The organism is Duganella sp. GW821-FHT07F09, assembly GCF_059418705.1.
Genome location: NZ_JBWKQJ010000004.1, coordinates 495,456 through 511,483 on the forward strand (window position 1 = coordinate 495,456; position 16,028 = coordinate 511,483).

Sequence of the window (16,028 nt, forward strand, 5' to 3'; positions counted from 1 at the left end):
CAGAACATGACCAAGAACTACGGACCGGAATACGTTAGAGCCATCGCTCCTTACCAGGCTGGCAAACCGATCGCCGAAGTCGCGCGCGAATTCGGCCTCGATGAAGCCTCGATCGTCAAACTGGCGTCGAACGAAAACCCGTTCGGCGTGCCGGAATCGGCGGTGCAGGCGATGACCGCCGCTGCCACCGACCTGGGACGCTACCCGGACGCCAACGGCTTCGAGCTGAAAGCGGCGCTGTCCAAGCGCTACGACGTGCCGGCCGATTGGATCACGCTGGGCAACGGCTCCAACGACATCCTGGAAATCGCCGCCCACGCCTTCGTTGAGCGCGGCCAGGCCATCGTTTATTCGCAGTACTCGTTCGCCGTGTACGCGCTGGCGACGCAAGGCGTCGGCGCGCGCCACATCGTGGTCCCGGCCAAGGCCTACGGCCACGACCTGCCGGCCATGCTGGCGGCCATCGATGCCGACACACGCCTGGTCTTCATCGCCAATCCGAACAACCCGACCGGCACTTTCATCCCGGCCGCCGACATCCAGGCCTTCCTGGACAAGGTGCCGGCCAATGTGGTCGTGGTGCTGGACGAGGCGTACAACGAATTCCTGGCCGAGGAAAACCAGTTCGAATCGGCCGAATGGGTCAAGAAGTATCCCAACTTGCTGGTGTCGCGCACGTTCTCCAAGGCCTATGGCCTGGCGGGCCTGCGCGTCGGTTTCGGCATCGCCCAGCCGGCGCTGACGGACCTGATGAACCGCATCCGCCAGCCGTTCAACGTCAACTCGATGGCGCAAGCGGCCGCCATCGCGGCGCTGAACGACAAGGACTTCCTCAAGCGCAGCGCGGCCAACAACGCCGCCGGCTACCAGCAGTTCACCGAGGCGTTCAATCAGTTGGGACTGGAGTTCGTGCCGTCGTACGGTAACTTCGTTCTGGTCAAGGTCGGCAACGATCCGGCGGCCGGCGCGCGCGTCAACCTGTCGTTGCTGAAGCAGGGCGTCATCGTGCGCCCGGTCGGCAACTACGGCCTGCCGGAGTGGCTGCGCGTGTCCATCGGCCTGCCGCAGGAAAACGCGGTGCTGATCGCCGCGCTGACCAAGGCGCTGGCGGAGTGACGGGGGAGGATAACTTCGTGTTGAACAAAGTCGTCATTTTTGGCGTGGGCCTGATCGGCGGGTCGTTCGCGCGTTCGCTGAAGAAGGCCGGCGCGGTCGGCAGCGTGGTCGGCATGGGCCGCTCGGCGGCCTCGCTGGCGCGCGCCAAAGAGCTGGGCATCATCGACGTCATCGGCGCGACCGGCGACGAGGGCATGGCCGAGGCATTGCAAGGCGCCGACCTGGTGCTGCTGGCCGCGCCGGTGGCGCAGACCGAGGCGATCCTGTCTGCCATCGCGCCGCACCTGCAAGCGGGCACCGTGGTCACCGACGCCGGCAGCACCAAGTCGGACGTGGTGGCGGCCGCGCGCCGCGCCTTGGGTGGCAAGGTGGCGCAGTTCGTGCCGGGTCATCCCATCGCCGGACGCGAAACCAACGGCCCCGAGGCGGCCATCGACGATCTGTATGTCGGCAAGAAGGTGGTGCTGACTGCACTCGACGAAAACGCGGCGGAGGATGTCGATCGCGTGGCCGCCGCCTGGCGCGCCTGCCATGCCGTCATCCATCGCCTGTCGCCGCAAGAACATGACAAGGTGTTCGCCGCCGTGAGCCATTTGCCGCATTTGCTGGCATACGCCCTGGTGGACGACATCGCCAACAAGCCGCATGCGGATTTACTGTTCCAGTACGCGGCCAGCGGTTTTCGCGATTTCACAAGGATCGCCGGATCGTCGCCGGAAATGTGGCGGGACATCAGCCTGGCCAACCAGTCGGCGCTGCTGACGGAGCTGGACGCCTATCTGGCACAATTGACGGGACTGCGCGCCCGTCTGGCCGCCGGTGACGGCGCCGCGCTGGAGAACGTGTACGGCAACGCCCAGCGTGCCCGCCACCAGTGGATCACCGCGATCGAGGCGGCCGAAGCGCCGCCTTCAAAAGACAAAGCTGAATAGACAGCACAACAAGGAACAGTATGACCCACGAATATATCGATCTGGCGACGGTCGCGCATGTGGAGGGCGCGGTGCGCCTGCCAGGCTCGAAGTCGATCTCCAACCGCATCCTGCTGCTGGCGGCGCTGTCGCAAGGCGACGTCGCCATCGTCGACCTGCTGGCCTCCGACGACACGGCCGTCATGCTGGCGGCCCTGCGCTCGCTGGGCGTGCAGTGGACCGAAGAGAAAACCGCCACCGGCACCATCCACCACGTCAAGGGCGTGGCGGGCGTGCTGCCGAATAAATCGGCGGATCTGTTCATGGGCAACGCCGGCACCGCGATCCGTCCGCTGACCGCCGCGCTGGCCGTCATCGGCGGCGACTATAAACTGCACGGCGTGCCGCGCATGCACGAGCGGCCGATCGGCGACCTGGTCGACGCCCTCAACGCCGCCGGCACCGACGTCGAATACACCGGCAACCCGGGATTCCCGCCGCTGCACATCAAACAGGGCAAGATCCACGCGCAACGCCTGTCGGTGCGCGGCAACGTGTCGAGCCAGTTCCTGACCGCGCTGCTGATGGTGGCGCCGCTGATGGCGACCGAACACGCCATCACCATCGACGTTGAAGGTGAACTGATCTCCAAGCCCTACATCGAGATCACCTTGAACCTGGTGCGCCGCTTCGGCGTCAAGGTCGAGCAGGACGGCTGGAGCTCGTTCACCGTGCAGCCGGGCCAGGTCTACCAGTCGCCCGGCACCATCCATGTCGAGGGCGACGCTTCGTCGGCGTCGTACTTCCTGGCGGCCGGCGCCATCGCCGGCGGTCCCGTGCGCGTCGAAGGCGTGGGCCGCGATAGTATTCAGGGTGACGTGCGTTTCGTCGCCGCGCTGGAGCAGATGGGCGCGCAGATCACCATGGGCGACAACTGGATCGAAGCCAGGTCGAACGGCGTGCTCAAAGCCATCGACGCCGACTTCAACCACATTCCCGACGCCGCCATGACCATCGCCGTGGCGGCGCTGTACGCCGACGGCACCAGCACCTTGCGCAACATCGCCAGCTGGCGCGTGAAGGAGACCGACCGCATCGCGGCCATGGCGACCGAATTGCGCAAGGTCGGCGCCATCGTCGAGGAGGGACCGGATTACATCAAGGTGACGCCGCCGTCCATGATCACGGCCGCCACCATCGACACCTACGACGACCACCGCATGGCGATGTGCTTCTCGCTGGTGTCGCTGGACGGGGCCGCGCGCAAGGGCAACGTCATGCGCATCAACGATCCCAAGTGCGTCGGCAAGACCTTCCCCGAATACTTCGCGGCGTTTGCCGCGATTGCAAAATAAGTAGATTAAAAAACAATGGTCACATCCCAAATCCCAGTCATCACCATCGACGGCCCGACCGCATCCGGCAAGGGCACCGTCGCGCACCGCGTTGCCGATAAGCTCGGCTTCCATTACCTGGATTCGGGCGCCCTGTACCGCTTGACGGCGCTGTCGGCCCTGCGCCGTGGCACCGACCTGAACGACGAACACGCGCTGGCCAAGCTGGCCGAGCACCTGCAATGCAGTTTCCAGGGCGGCGACATCATTTTGTCGCAGGAAAACGTCACCGACGCCATCCGCGCGGAAGAGGTGGGCAATACCGCTTCAAAAATTGCAACATTCCCGACCGTGCGCCACGCGCTGGTGGGGCTGCAACTGGGGTTCCGCAAGGCGCCGGGCGTGGTGGCGGACGGGCGCGACATGGGCTCGGTGATCTTCCCGCACGCGGTGCTGAAGGTGTTTTTGACCGCGTCTGTCGCGGCCCGGGCCGATCGCCGTTATAAGCAATTGATTGGCAAGGGAATTTCTGCTAATATGGAAGACCTACTGATGGATTTGCAGGCGCGGGACGACCGGGATACCCACCGGGCCATCGCGCCGCTGGTGCCAGCGGAAGGGGCGCATGTGCTGGATACATCCAATATGACCGCTGATCAAGCGGTCGAACAGGTGTTGCAGTGGTATGCGGCGGTGGGCAAGCCCCACTGAAAATGTAGCAAAGGCGGGTCCGGCACGGTGAGTTAGTACTTACTTGCAGGACTTTGATCAACCTTAACCCAACTGAAGTCGCATATCGCGAGCCTTGTTGGCAACCTGGAAGTCACAATGTCTAATATGGAAAGTTTTGCAGCCCTCTTCGAAGAATCCCTGTCGCGTCAAGACATGCGTTCGGGCGAAGTGATCTCGGCTGAAGTCGTTCGTCTGGATCACAACTTCGTGATCGTCAACGCCGGCCTGAAATCGGAAGCATTCATCCCAGTTGAAGAATTCAAGAACGACCACGGCGAGCTGGAAGTCAAAGTAGGCGACTTCGTTTCCGTGGCGATCGAATCGCTCGAAAACGGTTTCGGCGACACCATCCTGTCCCGCGACAAAGCCAAGCGTCTGGCTTCGTGGCTGGCCCTGGAAAAAGCGATGGAATCGGGCGAAATCGTCGTCGGTACCGTCAACGGCAAAGTCAAGGGCGGCCTGACCGTTCTGACCAACGGCATCCGCGCGTTCCTGCCGGGTTCGCTGGTCGACACCCGTCCAGTCAAGGACACCACCCCGTTCGAAGGCAAGACCCTCGAATTCAAGGTCATCAAACTGGACCGCAAGCGTAACAACGTGGTTCTGTCCCGCCGCGCCGTCATCGAAGCTTCGATGGGCGAAGAGCGTCAGAAACTGATGGAAACGCTGAAAGAAGGCACGGTCGTGACCGGCGTCGTCAAAAACATCACCGACTACGGCGCGTTCGTGGATCTGGGCGGTATCGACGGCCTGCTGCACATCACCGATCTGGCATGGCGTCGTGTGCGTCACCCATCGGAAGTGCTGACCGTTGGCCAGGAAATCACCGCCAAAGTCCTGAAATACGATCAAGAGAAAAACCGTGTTTCGCTGGGCGTGAAGCAACTGGGCGACGACCCATGGACCGGTCTGTCCCGTCGTTACCCACAAAGCACCCGTCTGTTCGGTAAAGTCACCAACCTCACCGACTACGGCGCGTTCGTTGAAGTCGAGCAGGGTATCGAAGGCCTGGTCCACGTGTCGGAAATGGACTGGACCAACAAGAACGTCGCTCCAAACAAAGTTGTCCAACTGGGCGACGAAGTTGAAGTCATGGTTCTGGAAATCGACGAAGAGCGTCGCCGTATTTCGCTGGGCATGAAGCAGTGCAAAGCGAACCCATGGGATGACTTCGGCGTGACCCACAAGAAGGGCGACAAAGTCCGTGGCGCGATCAAATCGATCACCGACTTCGGCGTGTTCATCGGCCTGGCCGGCAACATCGACGGCCTGGTACACCTGTCCGACCTGTCCTGGACCGAAACCGGCGAAGAAGCTGTTCGTCGCTTCAAGAAAGGTGACGAGCTGGAAGCCATCGTTCTGGCCATCGACGTCGAGCGCGAGCGCGTTTCCCTGGGCGTGAAGCAACTGGAAGGCGACCCGTTCAACAACTTCGCAGCCATGAACGACAAGGGCGCGCTGGTAACCGGCACCGTGAAATCGGTCGAGCCTAAAGGCGCCGTGATCCAACTGTCCGAAGAAGTCGAAGGCTACCTGCGCGCTTCCGAAATCTCCCGCGACCGCGTGGAAGATGCCGGTACGCACCTGAAGGTTGGCGACTCCGTCGAAGCCCTGGTCATCAACATCGACCGCAAAGCGCGTTCGATCCAGCTGTCGATCAAAGCGAAAGACAACGTCGAGACCCAGGAAGCGATGCAGAAAATGGCCGCTACCGACAACAACGCAGCTTCGGGCACCACCAGCCTGGGCGCGCTGTTGAAAGCCAAGTTCGATAACAAGAACTAAGAACTAGTCGATGACTAAGTCCGAGTTGATCAACCGCCTGGCTGAGCGTTATTCTCAGCTGGTGGCCAAAGATGCGGAGTACGCCGTCAAGACCATTCTGGATGCGATGACCAACGCCCTGGCGACCGGTCAGCGCATCGAGATCCGCGGTTTTGGCAGCTTTGCTCTGAATAGCCGGCCACCGCGTATCGGACGTAATCCGAAGTCGGGCGACAAAGTGATGGTGCCCGAAAAACGGGTGCCCCACTTCAAGCCGGGCAAGCAATTGCGCGAGCGGGTCGACGCGATGGTCGGGCAACCGATCATCGAGGACTGAAGCGTCTGATGGTTTGACAAGAAAGCGGCGTCCTCGGATGCCGCTTTTTTTTATGCGCTTTTTATGCGCTTTTTTTGTAGTATTCGGTGACTAATGCCATACTGGCGCTCTTAGAAATCCAGAACAGGAACCAGGCTGATGAAATTCGTATCCACCCTCATTGGAATCGTCCTATTCGTCTTGTTTTTTGGCTTTGCCCTGAAAAATACGCAGGAAGTCGATCTGCACTTTTTCCTCCACTATGATCTGCGCGGACCCCTGGTGCTGATGCTGCTTGGCTTCTTCGTCGCCGGCGCCGTCCTGGGCGTGCTGGCGCTCACGCCGACCGTGTTCCGCCACCGCCGCGAATCGAACAAACATAAAACCACCATCACGACGCTGCAATCGTCGGCGCAGCAGGTCAACGCGCAGCCGCAGCCCGATGGCGTCACCACACAATAAGCACCACCAACTACAAGAACAAGCATGGAATTTGAACTCTGGATGTTATTGGGCATCCCGCTCTTCTTCGGCATGGGATGGATCGCCGCGCGCGTCGACATCCGCCAGCTGGTGTCCGAATCGCGCACGCTGCCGCGTGGTTATTTCAAGGGCCTGAACTTCCTGCTCAACGACCAGCCGGACAAGGCGGTCGACGCCTTCATCGAGATCGTGCGCATGGACCCGGAGACGGCCGACATGCACTTCGCCCTCGGTAACCTGTTCCGCCGCCGTGGCGAGACCGAACGCGCCATCCGCGTCCACCAGAATTTGCTGTCGCGTCCCGACCTGCCGCAGGAGCAGAAGGAGCACGCCGAATATGAACTGGGCATGGACTACCTGAAGGCCGGCCTGCTGGACCGCGCCGAGGAAACCTTCAATCGCCTGATCCACAGCCAGTACGCGGTGCCGGCGCGGCGCGCGCTGCTGGAGATCTTCCAGCGCGAGAAGGAGTGGCCGCGCGCTATCGAAGCGGCCATCGGCCTGCAGGAATCGGGTGCCGGATCGCGCCAGAAGGAAATCGCGCAGTTCTACTGCGAGCTGGCGCAGGACGCGCTGGTGCACCTGCATCCGGAGGATGCGCTGCCGTTGCTGGAGAAATCGCTGCAAGCCGACCGCGTCAACGTGCGCGCGACCTTGTTGATCGGCGACGCGCAACTGGCCAAGGACGATGTCGAAGGCGCGTTGATGACGTGGCGCCGGGTCGAGCAAATCAGCGTGCCGCACACCGCGCTGGTGGCGCAGCGCATGATGGACGGCTACCGCAAGGTCGGCCGCCCGCTCGAAGGCGTCAATTTGATCAAGTCCTACCTGGAGCAGGCGTCGTCGATCGACCTGCTGGAGGTGGTGTACAAGGCGGTGCTGGAGCTCGACGGCCTCGACGCCGCCAAGGACCTGGTGGTCGATGAGTTGCGCCGCACGCCGACCTTGCTGGGACTGGACAAGCTGCTGGAAGCGCGTCTGGTCGATGCGCCGGCGAGCGTGGTGTCGGAACTGTCGATGGTGAAGAACCTGGTACACGGCTACACGCAGAAGCTGGCGCGCTACCAGTGCAGCCATTGCGGCTTCAAGGCGCGCCAGTTCTACTGGCAGTGCCCTGGATGCAGCCGGTGGGAGACCTACCCGCCGCGCCGCACCGAAGAACTGAACGTAATGAACTAAGGCTGCTGGTTCACGTATTAACGGATGCACGGATGCACGGATGCACGGATGCACGGGGGCGTGGATCCACGGATCACGGATCACGGATGCGCGGGTGCACGCATCCACGGATACAGGTAGGGCGGATTAGGCGGAACGCCGTAATCCGCCATCTGTGAGCCGCCGACGGAGCATGCATGGCGGATTACGCTACGCTAATCCGCCCTACGTGATTCAGATAGCGCACGCAGATAGTGCATCAAGACGAGCTTAATTAACAAACGAGGACCATGTGAGTACTTCCGTCACCGCCTTTCAATCCCCCGCACTGGACAAGGTGCGCATCCTGGTCGTCGGCGACGTCATGCTGGACCGTTACTGGTTCGGTGACGTCAGCCGCATCTCGCCGGAGGCGCCGGTCCCCATCGTGCGCATCGAAAAGCGCGAAGCGCGTCTGGGCGGCGCCGCCAACGTGGCGCGCAACGCCGCCGCGCTGGGCGCGCACGCCGGCCTGCTGGGCGTGGTCGGCGCCGACGAAGCGGGCACCGAAGTGGAACAGCTGCTGCAAGGCGGCGGCATCCATAGCTACCTGAAACGCGACGACGCCATCTCCACTATCATCAAGCTGCGCGTGATCGGCCGCCAGCAGCAAATGGTGCGCATCGACTTCGAGGAAGCGCCGACCGACACCGTCCTGCGCGACAAGCTGGTGCAGTTCAAGGCGCTGCTGGCCGACTACGACGTCATCGTCCTGTCGGACTACGCCAAGGGCAGCCTGGTGAACGTGGCCGACATGATCGCCTCCGCGCGCGCGGCAGGCAAGGTGGTGATGGTCGATCCGAAGGGCGACGACTTCTCGCGCTACAGCGGCGCCACCGTGCTCACGCCGAACAAGTCGGAGATGAAGCGCATCGTCGGCAGCTGGAACAGCGAAGAGCAACTGACGGCCAAGGCGCAGCAACTGCGCGCGGAGCTGAAGCTGGACGCCTTGCTGCTGACGCGTTCGGAAGAGGGCATGACCTTGTACACCGAGAACGACCAGTTCCACATGCCGGCGCAGGCGCGCGAAGTGTTCGACGTTTCCGGCGCGGGCGACACCGTCATCGCCACGATGGCGTGCATGCTCGGCGCGGGCGCGGGATGGAACGAAGCGGTGCAGACGGCCAACCGCGCCGGAGGCATAGTCGTGGGCAAGCTCGGCACGGCGACAGTCACGCGCGAGGAGTTGTTCGACGCGGCCTCTTAATCCACGGATACACGTAGGGCGGATTAGCGAAGCGTAATCCGCCAATGCGTGCGCCGCCGCAACGCATGCATTGGCGGATTACGGCGTTCCGCCTAATCCGCCCTACGTGTATCCTCGTGAGCGTTTGATCTATCTCATACCGACAGCGTCAACCACGGTGAGGCCTCCGTCCGTTAAGGGTATTCAAGGCGCGATTCCCGCCCTTGCTCGACACCAACCACGGAGACAGACATGTTCAAAAAACTAATGCTGGGTATTGCCACGCTGGCCGCCACAATGAGCTTCGCGTTCGCACAAGTCGATGTCAATAAGGCAGACGCCGCCGCGCTCGATTCGATCAAGGGCATCGGCCCGGCGAAATCCACCGCCATCCTGGAAGAACGAAAAAAAGGCGAGTTTAAGGACTGGGCCGATTTTGAACAGCGCGTCAAAGGCGTCGGCGGCAAGAACGCCGCCAAGCTGTCCGAGGCCGGCCTGCAAGTGAACGGCAAGTCCAAAGAGGGTGCAACGGCCGCGGCCAAGCCCAAGGCCGACAAAGCCGCTCCCAAAGCGGCCTCCACCCCGGTCGCCGCAGCCGGCAAATAAATCTGTCATACCAGCAAAAGCCCGCAGCCCCACGCTGCGGGCTTTTGCGTTTTTATGTCTGGTAAGATAGCGCGACATTTTGATTGGAGTCCGCACATGTCGCCCCTGAAGATTTCCAGGATACTCCACGCTGGGTATGTCTTCGAGCACGAAGGCACGCAGATACTGTTCGATCCGATTTTCGAAAACCCCTTCAGCCGCAATTGCCACGCCTTTCCCGCAGTGCGCTTCGACCATGAGCGGATCAGAAAGCTGACGCCGGACGCCGTCTTCATCTCCCACTTCCACGACGACCATTGTTCGATGGAGAGCCTGGACCTGCTGCCGCGTGCCACGACGATTTATCTGTACTGCCTGTTCGACGAACTGTTCGCCATGATCCGTGAGCTGGGCTTCACCGACGTCCGCGCGCTGGCGGTGGATGTCCCGGTGCCGGTCGGCGCGATCGAGGTCATTCCCCGCAGGGCGCTCGACGCCGATGTCGACTCGATGTTCCACATCCGTGCCGGCGGATTGAATGTGCTCAACGTCGTCGATTCGTGGATGGACCCGGAGACGCTGGAACAGCTCACGGCCTACGCGCCTTGGGACATGGTGCTGTGGCCCTTCCAGACCATGCGCGAGATCGACGTGATCGCGCCGTCGCGCGCCGAGGGCGGCCCGCCGGAGCCGCCGGAGGAGTGGCCCGAACAACTACGCGCGCTCAAGCCCCGTTACGTCGTCCCCAGTTCCTGCCAGTTCGTGCAGGAGCCATGGTCCTGGTACAACCACGCGCTGTTCCCGATCACCTACCGGCAGTTCGAGCGCGAGGTCGGCGCCTGGCTGCCGGATGCGCGCATCGTCCGCCTCAATCCCGCCGTCGCGATGGAGTTGACGCCGCAAGCGCTGACGCCGGCCGCGCCGCTGCCATGGGTGCTGCCGGTCGGCGAACAGGACGTCGACTACGAATATGACGCAGGTATCACGCCGCCGCCGACTTCCGAAATCGCCAGCCATTTCGCGCCGCTGACGGAAGCACAAACCGCGCTGGTGCTGGACTACTGTGGTGCGGGTTTGCTGGATAAATACCGGGAGATGGAACTGCCGCCGGACAGCTACTTCGAGACGCCATGCGTCTGGCAGTTGTCGGTCTACGACCACGCCGGTGGCGTGCGGCGGTACCGCTACCGCATTCATGGCGACAGCATCGCTGCGGCGGGAGACGAGGAAGCGCCGTCTTGGCAAACCGAAATCCCCATCGCCAAGCTATACGCGGGCCTGGCGCTGGGGGAATCGCTGACGTCGATGTACATGCGGATCAGCGGCGCGCCGGCCGATGCGGACATCGTCGACGATCCGCTGATACGCTGCCTGTTCAACGACGCCTTCGGCGCCTACCAGGCGGCGCAACTGCGGCGCCTTAAGGAACGCTAGGCCGGCTTCGTGAGAAAGTCGAAGACGGCCGGATTGGCGTCGATGCTGGGCAGCTTGAGGATTTCCTCATGCGTGAGCGTGCTCGCGGCATCCGTGTAACCGGCCTGCCAATGCTCGTTCATCGTCCTGCGCGAAAACTCCACATCCTTATATTGGCCCTCGTAGGTCGCCGAACGGTAGACGAGTTCAATGATGTTGTAGAGCGCGGGGTCGCCCGCCGCCGCCAGCAACTGCGCCTGCGGACTGGCCGCCATGTCCGCCGGGATGATCGCCAGGAGTTCGCTCAGCGCGGTGTGCAGCTTCTTCACCCTGCGCAGGGAGTCGGTCGCCATGCGGGTGCGGCTTGAATACTGGATCTCCTTCATGCGCGTGGCGACGCTGGCCATATCGCGCGGCAGTTCGCCGCGCGCGCTCCATAAATCGACCTGCCAGACCAGCGTATCGAGGCCCGAGCTGTTGGACAGCACCCATTCCAGCGGCGTGTTCGATACCATGCCGCCGTCCCAGTACCTTTCGCCATCGATCTCCACCGAGTCGAAGGCTGGCGGCAGCGCGCCGCTGGCCATGATGTGTTCGACCCCAATGCGTTCGGTGGCGTTGTCGAAGTAGCAGAAGTTCCCGGTGCGGACGTTCACCGCGCCGACGCTAAGCCGCGTCTCGCGCATGTTGATGCGATCGAAATCGACCAGGCGTTCGAGGGTGGCGCGTAGCGGCGAGGTGTCGTAAAAGCTGGTGGCCTGGCTGCCGCCGAACGGGAAGGACGGCATGCGCGGCTCGAAAAAGCCCGGCACGCCGCGCACGAACGCGCTGCCCGCCGCGAGCTGGTTGACCCAGGCGCGCGCCGTGTCGGCAAGCGTCAGGCCGCTCCAGTTGGCGCCGGGCGCGCAGGCGCCGCCATCGCTGACCAGTTCCCAGAATTCGCGCAGCCGTGCGACGCGGTCTTGCCGCGCGTTGCCGGCGATGATGGCGCTGTTGATGGCGCCGATCGAAATGCCCGACAACCAATTCGGTTCGATGTCGCCTTCCAGCAGGCGTTCGTAGACACCGGCCTGGTAGGCGCCCAGCGCGCCGCCGCCTTGCAGCACCAGGGCGACACTGCCGAACTCCGACGACGCCGCGACGGCGGGCTCCAGCCGGCCGTCGGGCGAGGTGGTGGTGTCGCGCTTATTCACGCTCGGGCACCGGCACGTTGAAGCCGTTCAGCGTGGTCGACACCAGTGCGTACAGGCCGACGAGGTAGATCAACTCGTTGGTGCCGTGCTGGCCGAAGGTGTCGATCGCCAGCCTGTACAGCGGCTCCGGCAGCGTGCCGCCGCGACTGAGCGCGTACGAGAAATCGAAGGCGGCGTTTTCTTCGGGCGACAGATCGACCGGTTTCAGGCCCGCCACCAGCGCGGCCAGGCGCGCGGCCGTCATGCCTTCTTTTTCGGCCACGGCGACGTGGGCATATAGCTCGTAGGCGGCGTTGTAGCGGGCGCCGACGACCAGGATCGCGATCTGGCGCACGTTGTCCGGCAGGACGGCGTTGGCGGTCATGGCCAGGGTCAGGTCCCAGATCGCTTTGCCGATCGCCGGCTCGTGCAGCCATGGATTCCAGGGGCCCATCAAGGCGCCGTCTTCGCGCTCCACCTGGAACGCGTTGAAATTGCTGGCGATGCCTTTTCGCATGTTGTCGTACAGGTCTTTTTGTTCGGGGCTCAGTTCGCTTGGGGGGATGAGTGGAAGTCGCATTTTGTCCTCGGATGGTTGAAGTATGATGTCGAGGAAACAATTGGAGCACTGAGGCCTTGCGTGTTACCTCGGCGTTCATTCTGGCATGGATGAGTTCGGCGTTCGATTAGATCGCCCTTAAGGAGAAAATATGTTAGTAACACTTGGTCGCCGTATGCGCTTAACCGCTATGGCCGCGATGATGGCGTTCGCGGGCATAGGCGTGGCGCACGCGCAATCGGTGGCCTTCACCTTCGACGACGGACCGCAACTCGAGCAGACGCCGTTGATGTCGCCGCAGCAGCGCAACCAGGCGATGCTCGACGCGCTGGCCGCGCACAAGGTGTCAGCGGCGTTGTTCGTCACCTGCGACTTCGGCGCCACCAAGCCGGCCGGCTATGCGCTGGCCAAGGCGTGGGGCGATGCCGGTCATGCGCTGGGCAACCACACGATGACGCACCCGGATTTGAATTCCGCGAAGGTGACGTTGGCGCGGTACCAGCGGGAGATCCGCGATTGCGACCGCATCACGTCCACCTTGCCGGGGTATCAAAAGTGGTTCCGGTTCACCTTCCTTCGAGAGGGGAATACGCCGGAGAAGCGCGACGGCATGCGAAGCTTCCTCAAGGAGCAGGGCTATCGCAATGGCTACGTGAGCCTGGACACCAGCGACTGGCGTCTGGACGCGAAGCTGGACGAGGTGTTACGGGCCAATCCCAAGGCGGATATCGAACCGATCAAGCAGGCGTACCTGGCGCATGTTAAACAGCGTGCGATCGCCTACCGCGATTTGTCGCGCAAGCTGGAGGGACGGGATATTCCGCAGGTGCTGCTACAGCATCACAACCTGATTAACGCGCTGTGGTTGAAGGATGTGATCCAGCAGTTCGTCGATATGGGCTGGACGATCGTCACGCCGGCGCAGGCGTTCGCCGATCCGGTGTATCAGTTGCAGCCGGAGCGCCAGGCGCCGGGACAAAGCCTGCTGCTGTCGATCGCCCGCACGCGCGGCATGGGCAAGTTCGAGGGGTGGGAGCGGATGGTCGACGACGGCGATTTCGAGATCGGGCAGTTGGAGAAGGCCGGCGTCAAATGAATGCGCGTCGGGGACATTGTATGCTTCGTCGGCGGCGCGCACATGGCGGATTACGGCGTTCCGCCTAATCCGCCCTACGTGTCTCCGCGTTAAGGCTAAGGTCCCGTGGCGTTAGAGGCTACCCGGAGACACGTAGGGCGGATTAGCGAAGCGTAATCCGCCATGCATGCGCCGCCGGCGGCGTGTCATATGTCCCGTGCCGTCAGAGGGATTGTTTGTCGGCCGGCAGATTCGCCAGGAACGCGTGGATCTGCGACACCACCGCCGCGCCTTCGCCCACCGCCGCCGCGACCCGCTTGGTCGAGCTGGCGCGCACGTCGCCGATGGCGAACACGCCCGGCACGCTGGTCTCGAGCGCGGCGCGCGCCGGCATCTCGCGCGGGTACACCCCCTTGTCGAAGTTGGCCTTGCACTGCGCCTTGGTGACGTCGAAACCGGTGCGGATAAAACCGTGGCCATCGACATCGACACCGCAGTCCTGCAGCCAACCGGTATTCGGATCGGCGCCGATGAACAGGAACACGCGGCAGACGTCGTAATCGCATTCCTCCTCGCTTTTCGAATTGCGGATGCGCACCTGCTTCAGGCCATCCTCGTCGCCTTCGAGCGCGACGATCTCCGAGTGCGTATGCAGCTCGATGTTCGGCGTGGCCTGGATGCGTTCGATCAGATAGCTCGACATCGTCGACGCCAGGCTGTCCTTGCGGATCAGCATATGCACCTTGGAGGCGTGCCCCGCCAGGAACACCGCCGCCTGGCCGGCCGAGTTGCCGCCGCCGACCAGCACGATCTCCTCGGTCTTGCACAGCTTGGCCTCGATCGGCGACGCCCAGTAATAAATGCCCTTGCCCTCGAACTGCTTGAGGTTGGCCAGCGACGGCCGGCGGTAGCGCGCGCCGCACGACAGCACCACGGTCTTGGCCTGCAGCTTCTGCAGGCTGCCGCACATTTCCACTTGCAGCGGATAGGTGTCGCAGATCAGCCGTCCGGCGGGAGCGGGGATGGCGATCTCGACGCCGAATTTCTGCGCCTGCACATACGCGCGCCCGGCCAGCGCGCGGCCGGAAACGCCGGTCGGGAAGCCGAGATAGTTTTCGATGCGTGCGCTGGCGGCCGCCTGGCCGCCGAAGGCGCGGGTTTCCAGCGCCAGCACCGACAAGCCTTCGGACGCCGCGTACACCGCCGTCGCCAGTCCGGAGGGGCCGGCGCCGACGACGATCACGTCCCACACCTTATCTGCCGGCAGCTCCGGCAGCATGCCGAGGCAGCGGCCGATATCGACCGTGGTCGGATTTTTCTTGACCACGCCGTCCGGGCACACCACCAGCGGCAGTTCGTCCGGCGTCGGCTGGTAGTGGGCCAACAGCTCCGTCGCCTGCTGGTCCACCTCCGGATCGAGCACGCTGTACGGATGGCCGTTGGCGGCCAGGAAGCTTTGCAGGGTGTGGATGCGGCCGTGGCCGCGCGGGCCGACGATGACCGGGCCGCCCGAGTTCTGTTCGATCAGGCCGACGCGGCGCAGGATCAGCGCGCGCACGATGCGCTCGCCCAGGTCGGCGTGCGCGACCAGCAGCGCGCGCAGCGATTCGGGTGGAATCACCAGCACCTCGACCTCGCCGACGGCGTCGGCGTTGCCCAGCGCCGGGCGTCCCGACAACTGCGCCACTTCGCCGGAGAACTGGCCCGGCGTGTGCGTGGTGATATACGAAGTGTTGCCCAGGCCGTCGAAGCGGGTGATCGCGACGCCACCCTTGAGCACCAGCAGCATGCCGTAGCTGCTCTTGCCCGCCTCGGCGATTTTTTCGCCGTCGCTGAAGTGGCGCACGTGGCCGAAACGCAGCATGTGCTTGATGTCGCCGTCGGACAGGGTCGGGAACATCTGGTGGCGGCGGCTTTCCAGATCGGCGGGCAGCGCGGCCTGCGTTTCAGGGGTGGCGTCGGGCAGCATTTCAAGCGGGGAGGTGGACATGGCGGTCGAGTGGTGTAAGAGTGGTCGGCGCGGGCGTGGTGCGTTGCAGCGATGACGCAAGTCTAGCGCATGCCGCCGTTCCAGTCCAAAGACTTCCGGCACTTTACCTCCTCAGGCAGGGGCCTCGCCGGCACTTGCAATACGCGCAACGGCAACTCGGATTAAAATGCATGTTTTGGCGAAACCACTGAAGAT

15 protein-coding genes are annotated in these 16,028 nt (G+C 63.2%); 12 read left to right on the forward strand and 3 right to left on the reverse strand.

Annotation, left to right across the window (positions count from 1 at the left end):
- Positions 1-6 precede the first annotated feature (6 nt).
- From hisC to AC07P1_RS13740, 11 genes are all read left to right on the forward strand, one after another.
- A complete protein-coding gene (gene hisC / locus AC07P1_RS13690) occupies positions 7-1,116 on the forward strand; it encodes a histidinol-phosphate transaminase (protein ID WP_494696317.1) in 1,110 nt (369 codons plus the stop codon).
- 17 nt (positions 1,117-1,133) lie between these two features.
- On the forward strand, positions 1,134-2,048 hold the full coding sequence (locus AC07P1_RS13695; protein ID WP_494696318.1) for a prephenate dehydrogenase: 915 nt from the start codon (positions 1,134-1,136) through the stop codon (positions 2,046-2,048).
- Positions 2,049-2,068: 20 nt separating this feature from the next.
- Positions 2,069-3,382 carry a 3-phosphoshikimate 1-carboxyvinyltransferase gene (gene aroA, locus AC07P1_RS13700; protein WP_494696319.1) on the forward strand — a complete coding sequence of 438 codons (1,314 nt, stop codon included), beginning with the start codon at positions 2,069-2,071 and terminating at the stop codon, positions 3,380-3,382.
- Between the two features lie 15 nt (positions 3,383-3,397).
- Positions 3,398-4,072: a (d)CMP kinase gene (gene cmk / locus AC07P1_RS13705; RefSeq protein ID WP_315216964.1), complete on the forward strand. Its 675-nt coding sequence runs from the start codon at positions 3,398-3,400 to the stop codon at positions 4,070-4,072.
- A 126-nt stretch (positions 4,073-4,198) separates the two neighbouring features.
- Positions 4,199-5,878, forward strand: coding sequence for a 30S ribosomal protein S1 (rpsA, locus tag AC07P1_RS13710; protein ID WP_020705490.1), 1,680 nt, complete (start codon positions 4,199-4,201; stop codon positions 5,876-5,878).
- 10 nt (positions 5,879-5,888) lie between these two features.
- Positions 5,889-6,194 carry an integration host factor subunit beta gene (locus tag AC07P1_RS13715; RefSeq protein WP_008446215.1) on the forward strand — a complete coding sequence of 102 codons (306 nt, stop codon included), beginning with the start codon at positions 5,889-5,891 and terminating at the stop codon, positions 6,192-6,194.
- Positions 6,195-6,332: 138 nt separating this feature from the next.
- Positions 6,333-6,635 (forward strand): LapA family protein, encoded by a 303-nt coding sequence (locus AC07P1_RS13720; protein WP_494696320.1) that lies wholly within the window; start codon positions 6,333-6,335, stop codon positions 6,633-6,635.
- A gap of 24 nt (positions 6,636-6,659) precedes the next feature.
- The gene (gene lapB / locus AC07P1_RS13725) at positions 6,660-7,835 is read left to right on the forward strand and encodes a lipopolysaccharide assembly protein LapB (protein ID WP_494696321.1); all 1,176 of its coding nucleotides are present in this window, start codon (positions 6,660-6,662) and stop codon (positions 7,833-7,835) included.
- A 271-nt stretch (positions 7,836-8,106) separates the two neighbouring features.
- Complete coding sequence (gene rfaE1 / locus AC07P1_RS13730) at positions 8,107-9,060, forward strand: D-glycero-beta-D-manno-heptose-7-phosphate kinase (RefSeq protein WP_494696322.1); 954 nt, start codon at positions 8,107-8,109, stop codon at positions 9,058-9,060.
- A gap of 231 nt (positions 9,061-9,291) precedes the next feature.
- The gene (locus AC07P1_RS13735) at positions 9,292-9,645 is read left to right on the forward strand and encodes a ComEA family DNA-binding protein (RefSeq protein ID WP_494696323.1); all 354 of its coding nucleotides are present in this window, start codon (positions 9,292-9,294) and stop codon (positions 9,643-9,645) included.
- A gap of 96 nt (positions 9,646-9,741) precedes the next feature.
- The gene (locus AC07P1_RS13740) at positions 9,742-11,058 is read left to right on the forward strand and encodes an MBL fold metallo-hydrolase (RefSeq protein WP_494696324.1); all 1,317 of its coding nucleotides are present in this window, start codon (positions 9,742-9,744) and stop codon (positions 11,056-11,058) included.
- On the opposite strand, the gene AC07P1_RS13745 is transcribed toward AC07P1_RS13740, so the two are convergent.
- Both AC07P1_RS13745 and AC07P1_RS13750 read right to left on the reverse strand, forming a co-directional pair.
- A complete protein-coding gene (locus AC07P1_RS13745; protein ID WP_494696325.1) occupies positions 11,055-12,230 on the reverse strand; it encodes a patatin-like phospholipase family protein in 1,176 nt (391 codons plus the stop codon). The genes AC07P1_RS13740 and AC07P1_RS13745 overlap by 4 nt on opposite strands.
- A complete protein-coding gene (locus AC07P1_RS13750) occupies positions 12,223-12,789 on the reverse strand; it encodes a carboxymuconolactone decarboxylase family protein (RefSeq protein WP_494696326.1) in 567 nt (188 codons plus the stop codon). The genes AC07P1_RS13745 and AC07P1_RS13750 overlap by 8 nt, the downstream gene beginning before the upstream one ends.
- Positions 12,790-12,943: 154 nt before the next feature.
- Between AC07P1_RS13750 and AC07P1_RS13755 the strand changes: the two genes are divergently transcribed.
- Entirely contained in the window at positions 12,944-13,864 is a 921-nt protein-coding gene (locus AC07P1_RS13755) for a polysaccharide deacetylase family protein (RefSeq protein WP_494696327.1), read from the forward strand.
- Positions 13,865-14,066: 202 nt separating this feature from the next.
- Here the strand turns inward: AC07P1_RS13755 and AC07P1_RS13760 are convergent, their stop codons facing one another.
- Positions 14,067-15,833, reverse strand: a complete 1,767-nt coding sequence (locus AC07P1_RS13760) for an FAD-dependent oxidoreductase (RefSeq protein WP_494696328.1) — start codon at positions 15,831-15,833, stop codon at positions 14,067-14,069.
- Positions 15,834-16,028 lie beyond the last annotated feature (195 nt).